Source organism: Paracoccaceae bacterium (assembly GCA_012103375.1).
In the GTDB taxonomy this organism is placed as follows: domain Bacteria; phylum Pseudomonadota; class Alphaproteobacteria; order Rhodobacterales; family Rhodobacteraceae; genus WLWX01.
Map to the genome: position 1 here is coordinate 582,442 of WLWX01000001.1, position 16,291 is coordinate 598,732.

General features: G+C 62.6%; 16 protein-coding genes. 6 read left to right on the forward strand and 10 right to left on the reverse strand.

The genetic code is table 11. The features are described 5' to 3' along the window. Positions 1 to 61 precede the first annotated feature (61 nt). The 3 genes from prfA (at position 62) to GKR99_03055 (ending at position 2,784) form a co-directional block, all read left to right on the forward strand. On the forward strand, positions 62 to 1,117 hold the full coding sequence (gene prfA / locus GKR99_03045) for a peptide chain release factor 1 (GenBank protein ID NKB26583.1): 1,056 nt from the start codon (positions 62 to 64) through the stop codon (positions 1,115 to 1,117). Beyond that, positions 1,114 to 1,944 (forward strand): peptide chain release factor N(5)-glutamine methyltransferase, encoded by an 831-nt coding sequence (gene prmC, locus GKR99_03050; protein NKB26584.1) that lies wholly within the window; start codon positions 1,114 to 1,116, stop codon positions 1,942 to 1,944. Before prfA ends, prmC begins: the two co-directional genes overlap by 4 nt. 237 nt (positions 1,945 to 2,181) lie before the next feature. After that, entirely contained in the window at positions 2,182 to 2,784 is a 603-nt protein-coding gene (locus tag GKR99_03055; GenBank protein ID NKB26585.1) for a DUF4167 domain-containing protein, read from the forward strand. A gap of 303 nt (positions 2,785 to 3,087) precedes the next feature. Here GKR99_03055 and rsmA read toward each other — a convergent pair whose 3' ends face one another. The 6 genes from rsmA to lptF are packed head-to-tail and all read right to left on the reverse strand — an operon-like array spanning position 3,088 to position 10,624. After that, positions 3,088 to 3,930, reverse strand: a complete 843-nt coding sequence (gene rsmA / locus GKR99_03060; protein NKB26586.1) for a 16S rRNA (adenine(1518)-N(6)/adenine(1519)-N(6))-dimethyltransferase RsmA — start codon at positions 3,928 to 3,930, stop codon at positions 3,088 to 3,090. Between the two features lie 55 nt (positions 3,931 to 3,985). Continuing rightward, positions 3,986 to 4,957 (reverse strand): 4-hydroxythreonine-4-phosphate dehydrogenase PdxA, encoded by a 972-nt coding sequence (gene pdxA, locus GKR99_03065; protein ID NKB26587.1) that lies wholly within the window; start codon positions 4,955 to 4,957, stop codon positions 3,986 to 3,988. A 12-nt stretch (positions 4,958 to 4,969) separates the two neighbouring features. Further along, positions 4,970 to 6,235 carry a peptidylprolyl isomerase gene (locus GKR99_03070; GenBank protein ID NKB26588.1) on the reverse strand — a complete coding sequence of 422 codons (1,266 nt, stop codon included), beginning with the start codon at positions 6,233 to 6,235 and terminating at the stop codon, positions 4,970 to 4,972. Between the two features lie 50 nt (positions 6,236 to 6,285). Then, entirely contained in the window at positions 6,286 to 8,391 is a 2,106-nt protein-coding gene (gene lptD, locus GKR99_03075; protein NKB26589.1) for an LPS assembly protein LptD, read from the reverse strand. Next, on the reverse strand, positions 8,391 to 9,485 hold the full coding sequence (gene lptG / locus GKR99_03080) for an LPS export ABC transporter permease LptG (protein ID NKB26590.1): 1,095 nt from the start codon (positions 9,483 to 9,485) through the stop codon (positions 8,391 to 8,393). Before lptG ends, lptD begins: the two co-directional genes overlap by 1 nt. Then, complete coding sequence (gene lptF / locus GKR99_03085) at positions 9,482 to 10,624, reverse strand: LPS export ABC transporter permease LptF (protein ID NKB26591.1); 1,143 nt, start codon at positions 10,622 to 10,624, stop codon at positions 9,482 to 9,484. The genes lptG and lptF overlap by 4 nt, the downstream gene beginning before the upstream one ends. Positions 10,625 to 10,798: 174 nt before the next feature. Here lptF and GKR99_03090 point away from each other — a divergent pair, with 174 nt between their 5' ends. From GKR99_03090 to GKR99_03100, 3 genes are read left to right on the forward strand one after another with little or no spacing between them, the layout of a single operon-like run. After that, positions 10,799 to 12,283 (forward strand): leucyl aminopeptidase, encoded by a 1,485-nt coding sequence (locus GKR99_03090; GenBank protein ID NKB26592.1) that lies wholly within the window; start codon positions 10,799 to 10,801, stop codon positions 12,281 to 12,283. Between the two features lie 7 nt (positions 12,284 to 12,290). After that, positions 12,291 to 12,695: a DNA polymerase III subunit chi gene (locus GKR99_03095; protein ID NKB26593.1), complete on the forward strand. Its 405-nt coding sequence runs from the start codon at positions 12,291 to 12,293 to the stop codon at positions 12,693 to 12,695. Between the two features lie 19 nt (positions 12,696 to 12,714). Further along, complete coding sequence (locus GKR99_03100; protein ID NKB26594.1) at positions 12,715 to 13,896, forward strand: ABC transporter substrate-binding protein; 1,182 nt, start codon at positions 12,715 to 12,717, stop codon at positions 13,894 to 13,896. A gap of 344 nt (positions 13,897 to 14,240) precedes the next feature. On the opposite strand, the gene GKR99_03105 is transcribed toward GKR99_03100, so the two are convergent. Genes GKR99_03105 through GKR99_03120 form a run of 4 tightly spaced genes read right to left on the reverse strand, consistent with a single transcriptional unit; the run spans position 14,241 to position 16,222 of the window. Continuing rightward, on the reverse strand, positions 14,241 to 14,621 hold the full coding sequence (locus tag GKR99_03105) for a hypothetical protein (GenBank protein ID NKB26595.1): 381 nt from the start codon (positions 14,619 to 14,621) through the stop codon (positions 14,241 to 14,243). After that, positions 14,561 to 14,968 carry a hypothetical protein gene (locus GKR99_03110; GenBank protein NKB26596.1) on the reverse strand — a complete coding sequence of 136 codons (408 nt, stop codon included), beginning with the start codon at positions 14,966 to 14,968 and terminating at the stop codon, positions 14,561 to 14,563. The genes GKR99_03105 and GKR99_03110 overlap by 61 nt, the downstream gene beginning before the upstream one ends. Before the next feature lie 25 nt (positions 14,969 to 14,993). Next, positions 14,994 to 15,575 (reverse strand): TIGR02281 family clan AA aspartic protease, encoded by a 582-nt coding sequence (locus tag GKR99_03115; protein NKB26597.1) that lies wholly within the window; start codon positions 15,573 to 15,575, stop codon positions 14,994 to 14,996. Between the two features lie 38 nt (positions 15,576 to 15,613). After that, positions 15,614 to 16,222, reverse strand: a complete 609-nt coding sequence (locus GKR99_03120) for an NAAT family transporter (GenBank protein ID NKB26598.1) — start codon at positions 16,220 to 16,222, stop codon at positions 15,614 to 15,616. Positions 16,223 to 16,291 lie beyond the last annotated feature (69 nt).

The following is a 16,291-nucleotide window of genomic DNA, read 5'->3' on the forward strand; positions in this document are numbered from 1 at the left end:
GTCCATTTTTACCACAAAACCCGCCCTTGACCAAATCACGCCGATGCGAGACAGGTCAGCGATGCTTCCTGCGGATACATTGCAACAAATTGTCGAACGGTTCGAGTTCCTCGAAGCGAAAATGTCCGGTGGCGTCGACCCCGGGCAAATCGCTGATCTTGCGAAGGAATACGCCGATCTGAAGCCGGTCGTCGCCTCAATCAGCGAATACAACACCCTGCAATCCGACCTGGCCGAGGCCGAGGCGATGCTGGACGACCCCGAAATGCGCGCCCTGGCCGAGGATGAGTTGCCGACCTTGCGCGCCCGCCTGCCAGTCCTGGAACAGGCGCTTCGGGTCGCGCTGCTGCCAAAGGACGCCGCCGACGAACGATCCGCGATTATTGAAATCCGCCCCGGAACCGGCGGCGACGAGGCGGCGTTATTCGCCGGTGACCTGCTTAGGATGTATCAGAAATACGCCGAGGCGCAGGGCTGGACCTTTGCCCTTATCGAACATTCCGAGAGTGAGCTGGGCGGCATCAAGGAAGCCGTGGCCAACATCACCGGGTCAGGGGTATTCGCGCGGCTGAAATACGAAAGCGGCGTGCACCGGGTGCAGCGCGTGCCAACCACCGAAAGCGGCGGGCGCATCCATACGTCGGCGGCCACCGTCGCGGTGCTGCCCGAAGCGCAAGACGTTGATATCGACATTGATCCCGGCGATATCCGCATCGACACCATGCGGGCCAGCGGCTCGGGCGGGCAGCACGTCAACACCACCGATTCCGCCGTTCGGATTACCCATGTGCCCAGCGGCATCGTGGTCACCAGTTCCGAGAAATCGCAGCACCAGAATCGCGCCATCGCGATGCAGGTTCTGCGCGCCCGGCTTTACGATATGGAACGTCAGCGCGTTGATGACGAACGCGCGGCAGATCGCAAATCGCAGGTCGGTTCGGGCGATCGGTCCGAACGCATCCGCACCTATAATTTCCCGCAAGGGCGCGTAACCGATCATCGCATCGGGCTGACTTTGTATCGGCTGGATCAGATCATGCAGGGCGACCTGGACGAGGTTGTGGACGCGCTGACGGCCGACGATCAGGCCGCGCGGCTGGCCGACGCCGGGCTATGACGGCCGATCAGACCCTGCGCCAGGCGATTGCGCGCCTGACGGCGGCAGGCGTCGATACGCCGGCACGCGATGCACGCCGGTTGATGGCCCATGCGTTGCGAATCCCGCCCGAGCGTCTGACCCTTGCGATGTCCGAGACGCTGCCGGGCGATGGTCTGGCCCGGTTCGATGCGGCAATCGCCGCCCGCGCGGCCCGCCAGCCCGTGTCGCAAATCACCGGCTGGCGCGAGTTTTATGGCCGCCGGTTCCGCGTCACCGCGGATGTTCTTGACCCGCGCCCGGATACCGAAACCCTGATCGACGCGGCATTGAATGTGCCGTTCGACAGGGTGCTTGATCTTGGCACCGGCAGCGGCTGTATCCTGCTGACGCTGCTGCTGGAACGCAACGGCGCCACCGGCGTCGGCACCGACATTTGCGAACGCGCGATTGATGTGGCGGGCGAAAACCGCGCCGCTTTCGGGCTGGAAAGCCGGGCGTTCTTTGACACCTCTGACTGGCTAGAGGATGTGTCGGGTCGCTTTGACCTCATCACCTCGAACCCGCCCTATATAGCCGAAGGTGAAATGCCGGATCTTGCGCCCGAAGTGCGCGACCATGAACCGCGCATCGCGCTGACGCCCGGCGGCGACGGGCTGGATGCCTACCGCGCCATCGCCAAACAAGCCGCCCGGCACCTGACCCTGGCGGGTCGCCTGATGGTCGAAATCGGCGCAACCCAGGCCCGGGCGGTCAGCGACATTTTCGCCGCCGCCGGGCTGGAGGTCGCGCCGCCACACAAGGATCTGAACGGCCACGACCGGGTTATCGTCGCGCGCCTGCGTTAACGCCCCTGAAATCGTGGTGAAACCGGCGCACTTCGGCCAAAAACCGACCAAATCCAGCCGCGTAGCGGGTTTTTTGCTTGTCAGAAGGCGCGCGGCATGATTATTCCTACCTCAAGCAAAGCCGGGACGTTGCTGCCTCATCCCCTTTGCCCTTGCCAATCAGATGCCAGGGACCGGCGAACTTCTCGCTGGATCGGAGCGAACCCCAGGCCGAGGCCACAGCGTATCAGGATGAGAATGAGATCTTCCAAATCCCGTTCGCGGAATAAAAACCGCAACAACAGCCCCCCGTCGGGCAATATCGTCAATCGTGTGTTCGACAGCTCGGGCCCCGAAGGTAAAGTGCGCGGCACGCCGCAGCAGATTATCGACAAATACAACCAGCTTGCGCGGGACGCGCAGCTAAGCGGTGATCGCGTGGCGCTGGAGAATTTCCAGCAGCATTCGGAACATTACACCCGCATGCTGGCCGAGGCGCAGAAGGAACAGGACGCGCGGCGTGCCGAACAGGATCGCCAGCGCGAGCAGAATCAGCAAAACCGCAGTGACGGAAATCAGGGCGCTCAAGGTGGCCAGGGTGGTCGCAATGATCAGCGCGATGACCGCGGCCCGGATCAACGTAATGAGCGTCGCAACGGCAACGCAGATCAGAACGCGCCCGCAGCGCTGTCCGCCGATGCGCCCCAACCTGATGTGGACATGGCAGCAGAGCCCGCCGTTGACAGCAATCTGGTGGAAACGCCCGAATCCGTCGCCCCCAAGACGCGCCGCCCACGCACCCGCAAACCAGCGGCCCCAAAACCGGATGCAGCGCCCGAGGCACCCGAGGCGGCCGAGTAACACTCCGAAAATTGTGATGGCCTGCGCCCGGTGCGCCCAGCTGACGACGGGTGTTCGCCGTGGGCCATTGTTGCAGATTTTATAGGCGATACGCTTGCGCGTTTGTCGCTCTGATTTCAGACAACCTTAAAGCTTCATCCATTTAATCTGCAACGATTCCCAAAGTCGAACGCCCAACCTTAGCAGGGCGCACGCCGGACCGGTGGGGCCGGTCCGGCGTGCGCGCCTCGCGCCTTCGGCGCGCACCGGGCGCAGATCAATTCTTTCGCGATTCAGATATTTGGGATGGCAACATTAGCTGGTTCACGCTTGCGCAATCTGCCGGGCCAGGGCGCAGAAATCCTGTACCGGGATTTCTTGGGCGCGTGCGGTTGGCGCGATTCCGGCGGCGATCAGGTGCTCTTCGATCCCCGGCGCGACGCCCTTCAGGCTCGAGCGCAGCATCTTGCGGCGCTGCCCGAAGGCCGCCTTCACCAGCGGCAACAACACGCGCGCATCGGCTCGAAAACGCGGGGTGGGCAGGGCGTCCAGCCGGACCACTGCTGAACTGACCTTGGGCGGCGGGGTGAAGGCGCCAGGTGGCAAGCTCATCACGATGCGCGCATCACTGCGCCAACCTGCCAATACGCCCAGGCGTCCGTAACCCGAAGCCCCCGGCGTTGCGACGATGCGTTCGGCAACCTCGCGCTGGAACATCAGGGTCAGCGAATCCCAGAATGGTGGCCACGCGGGTGGGTCCAGCCAGCGGGTCAGCAGGGCGGTTCCGACGTTATAGGGAAGGTTTGAAACGATGCGGATCGGCGGGGTCAGATGCGCCATCACGTAAATCTCCAACGCATCGCCTTCGATCACCTGCAAACGCCCCGGATAGGCATCGGCAATCTGCGCCAGGGCGGGCAAGCAGCGCGCGTCCTTTTCCACCGCCAGCACCCGACGTGCGCCCGCCGCCAACAGCCCCCGCGTCAGCCCACCCGGGCCCGGGCCAACCTCTAACACGTCGCAGCCGGTCAGATCCCCGGCCGAACGTGCAATCTTTGACGTCAGGTTCAGATCCAGCAGAAAGTTCTGCCCCAGCGATTTTCGCGCGCTCAACCCATGGGCCGCGATCACGTCGCGCAGGGGGGGCAGATCGTCGATGGCACTCATCCGCGCATCTTCCGTTCCGCCCCTTGGCCGAGGGCCGATTTTTCGCAGAAACCCCTCACCTTCGCGCCGACGCCATATCCTGCGCCATCCGCAGCGCCGCAATTAACGAGGTCGCATCCGCGCGCCCGGTTCCGGCGATGTCATAGGCGGTGCCGTGATCGGGCGAGGTGCGCACGAACGGCAGGCCCAGCGTCACATTCACCCCGCCGGAAAAATCCAGCGTCTTGATCGGGATCAGCGCCTGATCGTGGTACATCGCCACGGCCACGTCATACAGCGCCCGCACGCCCGCGTGGAACATCGTATCGGCGGACATTGGGTCGCTCAGGCGCATCCCCTCGGCCCGTAGGCGGTTCAGAACGGGGGCGATCACCTCGATCTCCTCACGCCCAATGACGCCGCCTTCGCCTGCGTGGGGGTTCAGCCCGGCCACGGCAATGCGCGGGTCGGCCAGCCCGAAATCCTGGATCATTGCGGCATGGGTGATGCGCAGCGTGTCCTCTAACAGGGCCGGGGTCAGGGCGGCGGACACTTCGGCCAGAGGAATGTGGATCGTTGCCGGAACGACCCGCAGCGCGTCACAGGCCAGCATCATCACGACGCGGTCAATCCCGGCGAGTGCGGCCAGAAACTCGGTATGTCCGGGAAAGGCAAACGCCGCGCCATCCTTCAACGCCTTCTTGTGAATCGGCGCCGTACAGACGGCCGCGGCATCGCCCGCCTGAACCAGCGTCACGGCCCGTTCAATCGCTGCGATGACTCCTGTGGCATTCGCCGCATCGGGCTGACCAGGCACCGCATTCTGCGCAATTGCCATGGGCAGGACGGGCAGGGCCGCAGGCGAAATCCTCTGTGCCTGATCTGGGCTGTCGATCAGCGCAAACTCGGCCCCCGATGGCAGATGCCGGGGGGCGCCGATCCAGAAGAACGGGCAATCCGCGCCAAGCGCCGCCCGCGCCTTGACCGCGATTTCAGGGCCGATGCCCGACGGGTCACCACAGCTGAGCGCGATGGGCGCCTGCGTCATGAAGTGCCGCGCCTAGCGCGCCAGCGCGATCGAGGCATTGGCTTTCAACTCGGCCAGATAGGCAGCGGCCTGACCGCTCAGACGCTGGTTAAGCAGGCGATTTTCGACAGCTTTCCGGTCCGGCCCGTCGTCGCCCTGCTGGTTTTGCATGCGCGTGCGCTGACACAGCATCAGCAAGACCAGGTTTCCGCCGCGCACCAGCGCGGTCGAAATCTCGTTCGGGTCCAATTTTCCCAGTTCAATGGCAATGTCGCCGGGCACCGCCTCGGTCGGTTGCAGGACCCGGATCAGGCGTTTGGGTTCCTTGCGGGCAAAGGCATAGAGATCGTCGCAGGTGTCCACTTTTCCAGCGACTTTCAACAACGCCTTGAGGTTTGATTCCGTGCGCTGACCGGGAAACAGGAATTGCGCGTAATCCACGGCCTTGGCGGTGGCACCGGGGCCACCTTCTTCAATCTCGCGAAGCTGGAAGAAGGCGACCGAATTGGTCACCGGGAAGGGACCGGCGACCTGGCCGGGCTTCAGCGTCAGGATCTGGCTGCCGATATTGCCCGGCAGATTGCTGAGCGGTAGCCAATCGATCCGCCCGCCACGCCCACGCGAGGCTGCCGCCGAATATTTTCTGGCCGCCGCCGCAAATGCGGGGATGCTGTTCAGGCCAAGAATCTCGGCCGTCCTGGCGTCCGCGCGTTTCTTTGCCGCCGCCGAATTCGCAGGCAGGATGATTTCCGACAGCAGAACCCGCACGCCTTTGGTGCTGCCTGCCTGCGGCTGTGCTAAGGCGCGATCAATTTCGATCGAGTCGATCCTTGTGGATTCGGCGAATTTCGTGCGGATCACTTCGCGCCACAGCAATCCGGCCTCGACAAAGGCGCGGAATGTTTCCTCTTCCACGCCGGCGCGCCGCAAGGCCGCGATCAGCTTGTTGGCGTCCATGTTGGCGCGTTTGGCAAACTCTTCCATGCCGGCCTGAATCCCGGCTTCGGTCACCGACAATCCAAGGGCGGCAGCGGCGTCGAATTGCACGCGTTCTTCAATCAGCCGGTCCAGTGATTGCTTGTTAAGGTCGCCATTCGCCCCCAGAATTTTGAGGAAGCGGGCGCGTTGTCGCACCTCATACCGGGTGATGACGCGGTCGTTCACGCGGGCAGCCGGGGCGAACAGGTTTTGCGCCGCCACCGGCGCAGGAACCGGCAACAGGGTCATCAACAGGCCGACGCACAGGGCAATTCGGGCAAGCAGGGCACGGGAAAAGACAGAACAGGTCACATCAGGCATCCGTTACGGGTTTCGTTGCAGGGGCCGGGCGATTTGCGGGCAAATGTGGCTTAGAATGTACCACATTGACGGGCATAGCTTTGGTCGCTGGAACCGCCGCCAATGCCAAGCAACTGAAGTTCGACCCCATAGCTGGTATCGACATCCGTACTAACCGCATCGTCGTAGCTGTTCGAGACTGAAAAGCCGACGCGCACGCATTCGTTACGGTATTCAAGGCCAACACCCAACTCGGCAAAGCGATCCCCCATGAAATCGTACCGGCCATCAACACTGCCGGTCCAGTGACGGCTTAGCCGATAGCTGGCGTCGACCAAAAGCTCATGCATGTCATCTGGGCGGTCTTCCGCCGGTTCGCCTTCCATCCACAGATACGCGCCCGAGAACATTGCCCGGTCAGTCCGCACATCAACCCGCGCCTCGTTCGAGGTGAAATCGAACCCATTGTCAAAGATTGCCCGGTTCGCCAGCGAGACCTTGTCGCCCATGTTGAAGGCGGCGGCGACCAGCCAATCGGATTGATCCCCGCGCAGGCCGGTTTCTTCGGCAAACTGGTCTTCATCGTCAAACCGCAGCACCTTGCCGACCGAAAACGCCGATGACCAGCCGTCTTCGTCATAGCGTGTCCAGGTCACACCCAGATTGGCGCGCAGCCCGGTTTCCACCATGTCAAAGCCCGAGAAGCGGTTGGAGGCGAACAGGTTGCCCTCATCAAAGTCCACCATGACGCTGGTTTCGTCAGGCACGGCAACATCGTCGTCATCCGACCAGACCAGTTGCATCACCGGTTCCAGCGTCTGATAACCACCGCGTGCGTCCATCCGCGTGTGCGGCCAGCGCAGTTCGACCATGCCGAAGGGGATCACCCGCGTCGGGCTGTCGTCGGGAAAGCTGCTGTCCTGATCAATGGAATAGGCATCCACCGTCACACCAGCCTCGGCCCCCAGAACCATGCCATTGGCCAGTTGCTGATCGCCGCGCCAGCTGGCGCCAATGCCCAGGCGCGCGGTGTCGCGGCCAACCATATCGCCGGTCGAGGGACGATTCAGATCATAATAGTCGAAGGACAGGCGCGCTTCGCCGCCCGCTAAAGCAATGCGTTTGTTGTGGGACAGTTCAAACAAGGTTTCAGGCAGCTCATCTTCGTCAGTCCCGCTCACATCCAGCGAGTTGAAATGGGTCACCCCGGCGCGGGTATAGCTATAGCGATCGACGCGGTCCGCTTCGATCACGCTGGTCAGGCGGTCGCCGCTGAAGAAGCCATAGTCATCCAGATAATCATCGTCCGAGGTCGACTTCAGATCAAAGCGCAGGTTGAATTCGCCCGGCAGGGCAAAGGCCCCTTCGGCGAACAGATAACCGCGCGCATCGCCCGCCATGATATCGTCGTCGCTGATTGCGCCGTTCAGTTCCACATGCCCGGTCGAGAATCCCTGCCGATACCGTGCGCCCAGGGTGCGCGTGTCGGTGGTCAGCAGCGGTGTCCAGGTAACATCAGCCGACGCGCCCAGCGTCTGGAAATAAGGAACCTCGACCCCGAACCCCAGCTTGCTGCTGGATTTGAGTGTTGGCAGCAGCACGCCTGACTGACGCTCAACCTCGGGGCCCGGTATGCGCAGATGCGGCAGATAGGCCAGCGGCACACCGGCAACCCGGAACTGCGCGCCCTTGAAGTACAGTTGCTGTTCTTCGGTGTCGTGGATCACCCGCTCGGCCCGGATTTCCCACAGCGGCGTCTGGCTGGTCGCGCAAACCCGGCAGGTTGACGAGACGACTTTGGTCAGCGCGCGGTAGCGATCATCGACCAGCGCAACCTCATTCGCGGCGATCTGCAGCTGCTGGTCCAGAACGATTCGCGCGCTGGTCAGAATCCCGCGGCGCAGCCCTTCATCCAGCGAAGCCTGCTCTGCCAAAAGAATCGATCCCGAGCCATCTTCCAGCGACAGCGGCCCTTCGATCTTCAGGCTGTTGCGTTGTTCGTTGTATTCGATTCGGCTGGCGCGCAGCCGCGTTCCATCCTGAAAAATCTCGACATTGCCTTCGGCAACCAGCGTTTTATCGTTGCGAATGAAGACCTTGTCGGCCACCAGCGCCACTTGCGCCAGTGCGAATGCAGGCATGAGCACCAAGCTCAAAGCTAGCATCAATCGCCGCATCAACCGTCCTCCATGTGAAATATCAGTCCCAGTGGCAGCAAGATTGCCGCAATGGGGACACCCCACGCAGCAAGCTCTACCGGAATTTGTCCGCTTTCGCCAAGGATTTGCGCGAAATTTCGGATGAAATAGAGCGTAAATGCCGTAGCGAGGGAAAGAAGCAACATAAGTCCGGTGCGCCCAAAGCGCGTGTGGCGCATCGTGAAGCCCGCTCCGATCAGGACCATGGCGACCAGAAGCACCGGCAAGGCCAGTTCCGATTGCATCCAGACCCGGTGATTGCGCGCCGAAAACCCGGCCGATTCAAGCGACCGGATGAAATCCGGCAAATCCCAAATCGAGATTTTCGAGGGCGCGCCAAAGCCGTCGCGAATCTGATCCTCGGTCAGGCCCGAGCGGAGCGTGGCCACATCAAAGGTCGCGGCCGCGCGTTCAGGGTTGTCCGCATCCAGCGGCCAGCCCTTGGCATTCTCCAGATTCCAAAGCCCACCGGCCAGCCGCGCAGATTCGGCCTCGACCCGGCGCACGGGGTTGCCCTCGGCATCGAAGGTCACGAAGGTCACATCGCCCAGCAACGTGCCCTCCAGTTCGGCAGACCCGGCGCGGATCACCGTTTGCTGGGTCGCATCGCCCTGACGCAGCCACAAAGCGCTGCGCCCGATGGACAACGTGTTGGTGCCCGCATTGTCATAACGTGCAGCGGTCACATCATATTGTGCCCGTGTCGCCGCAGCGATGGGGTTGAAGACCGCCACCGCAAGGATCCCCAGCAAAAGCGCCATCAACACCGGAGAGATCAGTGCCATCAGCGCCGACCGCCCTGTTGCGCGGGTCACCACCAGCTCGCTCGAGCGTGCCATCGCCAGGAACAGCGTCAGCGTCGCCAGAACCATGATCAGCGGCAGCACGTCGTATATTGCACCCGGCACATCCAACAGCGTCAGCCCCAGAAGCTGGATGAAGGTGACATCGTCGCCAGCGAACCGTCCGATTTGTTCGATCATCGAAAACAACGCCAGAACGCCGCCAAGCACCCCAGCCACGGCCCCGAAAGAGGTCAGAAAACGCCGCGCGAAATAGATATGCAGCCTCATGTCGCCGGCACCCCGGTCTGCTGGCGCCCGGCGCGGCGGCTGGCGCGGTTCGCGCGCGATGCCCACCAGATCAACCCCGGCACACAGGCTGCGCCGAACAATGGCGTGACATAGGCCATCGGCCACAGCGCAGGCGTCGCCTCAACCACGCTCAGTACGACTGTGTCGACCAGATTGATCATGACGATCAGCCCGGTGGCCATCGCGATTTGCCGCCACAACCCGAAGCGACTGAACCGGCCCGTCAGCAGCGACAGGAACCCCAGCATCGGCGCAATCAGCGCCACCAGCGCGGCGGTCGTCCGCTGATGCCCGATTGCCAGCAACTTGCCGGGGGTGGTGCGCAAATCCTCGGCCAGTTGCGGGTCGGCCCGCAGCAATTCAATCGTCGACACATGATTATAAGTGCGCCGCACGGTCGAGGCATCGCCCGTTACCTCGCTCAGGTCGAAGGCGAAATCCTCGAACCGGCTGACAGTCAGCTGGCGCGTCTCGGGGTCCAGCGTCTGCAAGGCGCCTTCGAACATCAGCAGCTTGGGGCCATCGTTGCGCGTGACAAGATAGGCGCGCCGCGCTGTGTATGTGTTCTGAAACCCATCGCTGTCGGCACTCGACAGGAAGATATCCAGCATCTCACCCTGGCGGGTGATGTCGCGGACATAGAAGGTCACATCGCGGCTGGGATGCACAAATTCACCCGCCGTCAGCAACCTGGCCGAGATATTCTGCGACAGTTCGGCATCACGCTGCGCCAGTTCGGCGCGCGACGCGGGAACCAGAAAGTGGTTCAGCACCAGAACCATCGACATGATGACGACGCCGAACATCAGCACCGGGCGCGCCAGCCGCAGCGGGCTGGACCCGGTCGCCTGAACCACCACCAGTTCGGATTCCGCAATAAGCCGGTTGGCCACATAGACCGACGCCACGAACCCGGCCACCGGCAGGGCCAGGCGGATGATGCCCGGAAGGGTCAGCGCACTCAACTCAAGGAACACCAGCGTTGAATGGCCGTCGCCGATCTGCCGGTCAAACAGCCGGACAGCCCGGTTCACCCAATACACCAGCACCAGGAAGAGTGAGAAAAAGCCGAAAACTATCAGCAGCTGCGACAGCAGATATCGGTCGAATCGGTCCAAGCGGTCGTTACCTGTTGGTCGTGGTGGCGTTTGTTGTTGTCATGCTCTGCCCTAAGGTTAGCCCATTGCGCGCGCTGGTGGAACCGGCTTCTGCGGTTTGTGGGGCGCCGCTTGCTGGCAACTGACCAGCGGCAGGTCTAAGGTCCGCAAAACCCGGATCAAAGGACGCAGACCATGACCACGCCGATCGCTGTCAATATCATCGAAACCAACCTGGAAGACCTTGCCGCAATCAAGGGGCGGATCGTGGTCCTGCTGGGCAAGAACGGTCAGCTTGATGTCGGCGCACGGCGGGTCAACCGGCTGTGCAAAGGCGCGGTGAAACGCTTCGCGGAAAGTGATGCAGGCGCTGAAATGAAGCCTGCAACCGCGCGCGACCTTGCCTATCCGGCGGGGCTTGCGGCGACGGCATTGCAGATCGTGCGCCTTGACCGGAACGCCAATGTTGATGAAGCGCGCCGCGCCGGGGCCGCGATCGGGCGCGCAGCCGCCGACGGGCCGGTGACTGTTCTGGCAGGCGCTTTGCGTCGCCCCGAAGAACTGGCGCTGGGCATGACATTGCGCGCCTATGATTACGCCGACATGCGCTCGGACAAGAAGGACAGCAAGAAATCCAAACCGTCGATGACCATGATGGTGACGGACGCCAAATCCGCCAAGGCCGCTGCCGCCGATGTCGCGGTCCGTGCCGCGGGCGTGTTCTTCACCCGCGATCTGGTTTCGGCCCCGGCGAATGTGCTGACCACCAACAGCTTTGCCGATCAGCTGGTCGATCTGAAATCCACCGGCCTGAAGGTCGAGGTTCTGGACGAACCGGCGCTGGAAAAGCTTGGCATGGCCTCGCTTCTGGCGGTTGGCATGGGCTCGGAAAGCCCATCGAAAGTCGTGGTGATGCAACATCTTGGCGGCAAGAAGGGCGACGCCCCGCTGGCGCTGGTCGGCAAGGGCGTGGTGTTCGACACCGGGGGCATCTCGATGAAACCGGCGGGCGGCATGGAAGATATGACCATGGACATGGGCGGCGCGGGCACCGTCGCCGGGACCATGAAGACGCTGGCGATGCGCAAGGCCAAGGCCAACGTGATCGGCATCGTCGGCCTGGTCGAGAATATGCCAGACGGGCGCGCCCAACACCCTGGCGACATTGTCAAATCCATGAAGGGCGACACCATCGAGGTCATCAATACAGACGCCGAAGGGCGCCTCGTCCTGTGTGACGTCATGTGGTACGTGCAGGAAAAATACAAACCCGCCGCGATGGTCGACCTGGCAACCCTGACCGGGGCGGTCATCATCGCGCTGGGCCACGAAAACACCGGCGTGTTTTCCAACGACGATCCGTTCTGCAACGCGCTTTTGAAGGCCGCGAATGCGGAGGGTGAGGGGGCCTGGAGGCTGCCGCTCGCCGATGCTTATGACAAACAGCTGAAATCCGACAAGGCCGACATGAAGAATGTCGGCGGGCGGGCCGCAGGCTCAATCACTGCGGCGCAGTTTCTGCAACGTTTCGTCAAGGATGACACGCCCTGGTGCCACTTGGACATCGCCGGAACCGCACAGGTGAAAGCGGCCACGAAATACGCGCCCAAAGGTGCCACCGGCTGGGGCGTCCTGACGCTGGACCGGCTGGTGCGCGACCGGTACGAGCCGCAGGGCTGACGCGCAAATGGGGGCGGCGTTCTTTTATCACCTGACCCGTAACCCGGTGGAGGCGACGCTGCCGCTGTTGCTGGAAAAATCGCTGGCCAACGGGTGGCGGGTGGCGGTGCGGGTGACGGATGCGGATCGGCGCAACTGGCTGGACCGTGCCCTCTGGCAGGCGGGCGAGGGATTCCTGCCCCACGGCATCGCGGGCGGCGACCACGATGCCGCCCAGCCGATCCTGCTGACCGGAGACGCGCCCACCAATAACCCGGCCTGCCTGATGGCCATCGACGGCGCGCCGGTGACCCCGGCAGAGGTTAGCGGATTCGAGCGTACCTGCATCCTGTTCGACGGGCACGATCCCGCAGCCGTGCAACACGCGCGCGATCAGTGGAAGGACCTGACCGAAGCCGGGGCCAGCGCATAACAAACCAATAGGGAAGACTATGAAAAAACTCCTTCTGACGGCTGCGGCCACCTCGCTTATCGCGTCTGGCGCGATGGCCGAAGACATCAAACTTGGCATCATCTTCGGCTTCACCGGCCCGATTGAATCGCTGACCGGCCCGATGGCCGCTGGCGCTGAACTGGCAATGGCCGAAGTCACCGAATCCGGCCTGCTTCTGGATGGCTCGAACGTGACATCTGTGCGCGGTGACTCGACCTGCATCGATTCGGCCGCGGCCACGACCGCCGCCGAGCGTATGGTAACGTCGGACCGTGTGAACGCCATCGTTGGCGGCGACTGTTCCGGTGTGACCGGCGCGATTCTGCAAAACGTGGCGCGCCCGAACGGCATCGTCATGGTCTCACCCTCGGCCACCAGCCCGGCCCTGTCGGACGCCGAAGACGACGGGTTGTTCTTCCGCACGTCGCCTTCCGATGCCCGCGAAGGCCAGGTGATGACCGAGGTTATCATGGAAAAAGGCATCAAGTCGGTCGCCCTGACCTATACCAACAACGACTATGGCAAGGGTCTGGCGGACAGCTTTGCAGCTGCATTTGAAGCGGCTGGCGGTGAAGTTACCATCAACACCAGCCACGAAGACGGCAAAGCGGACTATTCCGCTGAAGTGGGCGCGTTGTCCTCGGCCGGTGGTGAGATTCTGGTGGTTGCCGGATACCTCGACCAGGGTGGTCGCGGGATCGTTCAGGCCGCACTCGACGCGGGCGCATGGGAACGTTTCGTGCTGCCCGGCGGCATGATCGGTGACAACATTCTGACCATTGGTGAAGACCTGAACGGGTCGTTTGGTCAGGTTGCGGGCACCGACAGCCCCGGCATGGCAACCTATACCGAGATTGCCACCGCCGAAGGCTTTGACGGAACATCGCCGTTCACGCCGGAATCCTACGACGCTGCCGCGCTGATCATGCTGGCCATGCAGGCCGCAGGGTCGTCAGCAAGTGCAGATTTCAAAGACAAGATCTTTGACGTCGCCAACGCACCGGGCGAAAAAATCTTCCCTGGTGAGCTGGCCAAGGCGCTGCAAATCCTCGCCGATGGTGGGGATGTCGACTATGTCGGTGCGTCCGCGGTTGAACTGATCGGTGGTGGTGAGTCCGCAGGCTCCTACCGTGAAGTCGAAGTCAAGGATCAGCAGTTCGAGACGATCCAGTATCGTTGATCTGAACGACATCGTAACAAGGGCGGCCCGGAGGAAACTCCGGGCCGTTTTTTCATGGTCTCGGCGGCTTGGCAGCCGGATCGTCGGCTGATTAGAGGGGGTGGATTTTGGCTTCGCCAAGCCGGGTGATTGCCTGACCGGGGGTAGGCGATGCAACGCTGGTGTGGGGCAATTAATGGTTCAGCGTTAACTCCAAGCTATGAAGGTTCCACTGCCCATCGAAATCGCCTGCCCGCGGGACGGTCAGGCGATCGCCCGGCGCCCTTACGGGCTTGATTCCGGGCGAGGAGATGCGCGTTTCCGTCGCCCCCCAGTCAATAAACCACCAATGCAACCAACGCCCCCTAACACTTCCTGAACGTCAGGATCAGCGCCGTATCCTCGGAATGCTCATGCCCTGCCTTATCGTAAATCTGCACGTTTTCGACCGCGACGTTACGGATCACCCCGTCGTTCAGCAGCGGCTCCAACACCGCGTCGAAATCTTGCGCCATATAATGCTGGCCATTCACACCGATCACGAACAAACCGCCCGACCGTGCGATCCCCAGCAGCTTCACCAATGGCTCCGGCCCCAGATGGCCATGGGTGAATGTGCCCGCCGACAGGACCGTGCCATAGCGCGCGGCCAGATGCGTGATGTCACCGGTCAGATCAACCTCGATCAGCGCCCGGTACAGCCCCTTGGCCCGCGCCTTCGCCAGCATGTCGGGCGAGATATCCATCCCGTCGATCCGGTCTGCCGGAAGACCCAAAGCGGCAGCACCAACCCGGTGCCGCAGCCGATATCGGCAACAGGAATGTCCGCGTCCCCGGCAACTGCGCGATAGGCGCGGGCAATTGCAGGCGGTAAGGCATAGCCAAGCGCGGCCGCGAACCCATCGTCATATTCGTCCGCAAATCCCTGATAATACGCCCGATTATCTTCGGGTGTCGCCAGTTCATAGGCGCCTTTCAACCGCTCACTGGCGCGGCCCTTGGCATCCGTCCTCGGTTTGCTCATCGCAATGCTCACCCAAACCCGCGCCCAGCATTGCGCCAGCCCGCCGCGACTGCAAGATGTTTGGAGCACCAACGCCGGAGGGCCGGGCCTGATCCTAGCGCGTCAACACCAGTTTGCGCCCGTCAATCTCGACCTTGTCGAACCGGCTGAGATAGCTCATCCCAAGAAGCGAGCCGTCCATCTCGCCGCCATTCACCGACATCCGCACGTTCCGATCGACAATTCCGCCAACCGTGACCCGATCCACCCGCACATCCGCTGTTTTCACCTCGCCATTTGCCGTCTGCGCCCGGCCCAGAAAGCTCAGGCTGTCGGGGTCCAGACCGGCACGTTCGGCGTCTTGATGGCTCAGCACCATTGCACTTGCACCGGTATCAACCATGAACCGCACCGGCGTGTCATTCAGCCGCAAGGTCAGATAGAAATGCCCGTCATTGGCCAGCGGCACCTCGATCTGTCCGGTTCCGGTGACGATAGCGCGGGTCGGCAAAACCTCGCGCGAGATATCCGACCACAGCCCGACCCCGGCGATCACCCCGACAAAGATCAGCCCCCAGGCCGCTGCCTGCCGCGCCGTCTTGCCCAGCGACTGCCGGTTTTCCGCGATGAACCAGCCCCCCACGGCCATGCCGAGAAGCACCAGATAGAACAATCGCCCAATGTTATCGCCATCCATGCAAGGGTACTTAAGCGCTGATTGCCCGCGCGAAAAGGTCAGATGGCAAAGGCCTGGCGCACACCGTCGATCACAAATTGTACAGACAGCGCCGCCAGCAGCATCCCCAGCAGCCGGGTGACCACATTGATCCCCGTATCGCCCAGCAGTTTTTCCAGCGGCCCGGCGGCCAGAAACATCAGCATTGTGATGATCAGGACCGCGATCATCACCAGATAGACGCCGATGGTATCGCCGAGGCTGGCGGCCTCACCCGTCAGCAGGATCATCGAGGCCAAGGCCCCCGGTCCCGCAATCAATGGGGTTGCCAGCGGAAAGACCGATGGGTCGTCGGACGGGCTGGTCTGGCCCTGACGCCGCTCGGACCGGCGCTCGAACAGCATGTCGAGCGCGGTCAGGAACAACAGAACACCCCCGGCGATACGAAACGCGGGCATCGAAATGCCGATCAGCTCCAACAGGTCTTCACCGAACAGACCAAAAAGCGCCAGCACGGCCGCGCCGATAATACAGGCGCGCAAGGCTACCGCGCGGCGATGCGCGGCGCTGCTGCCCGGTGTCAGGGCGATAAACATCGGCGCCAGACTGATCGGGTCGATGATAACGAACAGCGTCGCAAATGCGGTCAGAAGGAAGGCAGCGTCCATAGGGCGGGGTGTGTCGCTTGCCGATGCGCCCGTCAACCCGGATGCACGACGCGAAACCGCAACAGGTTA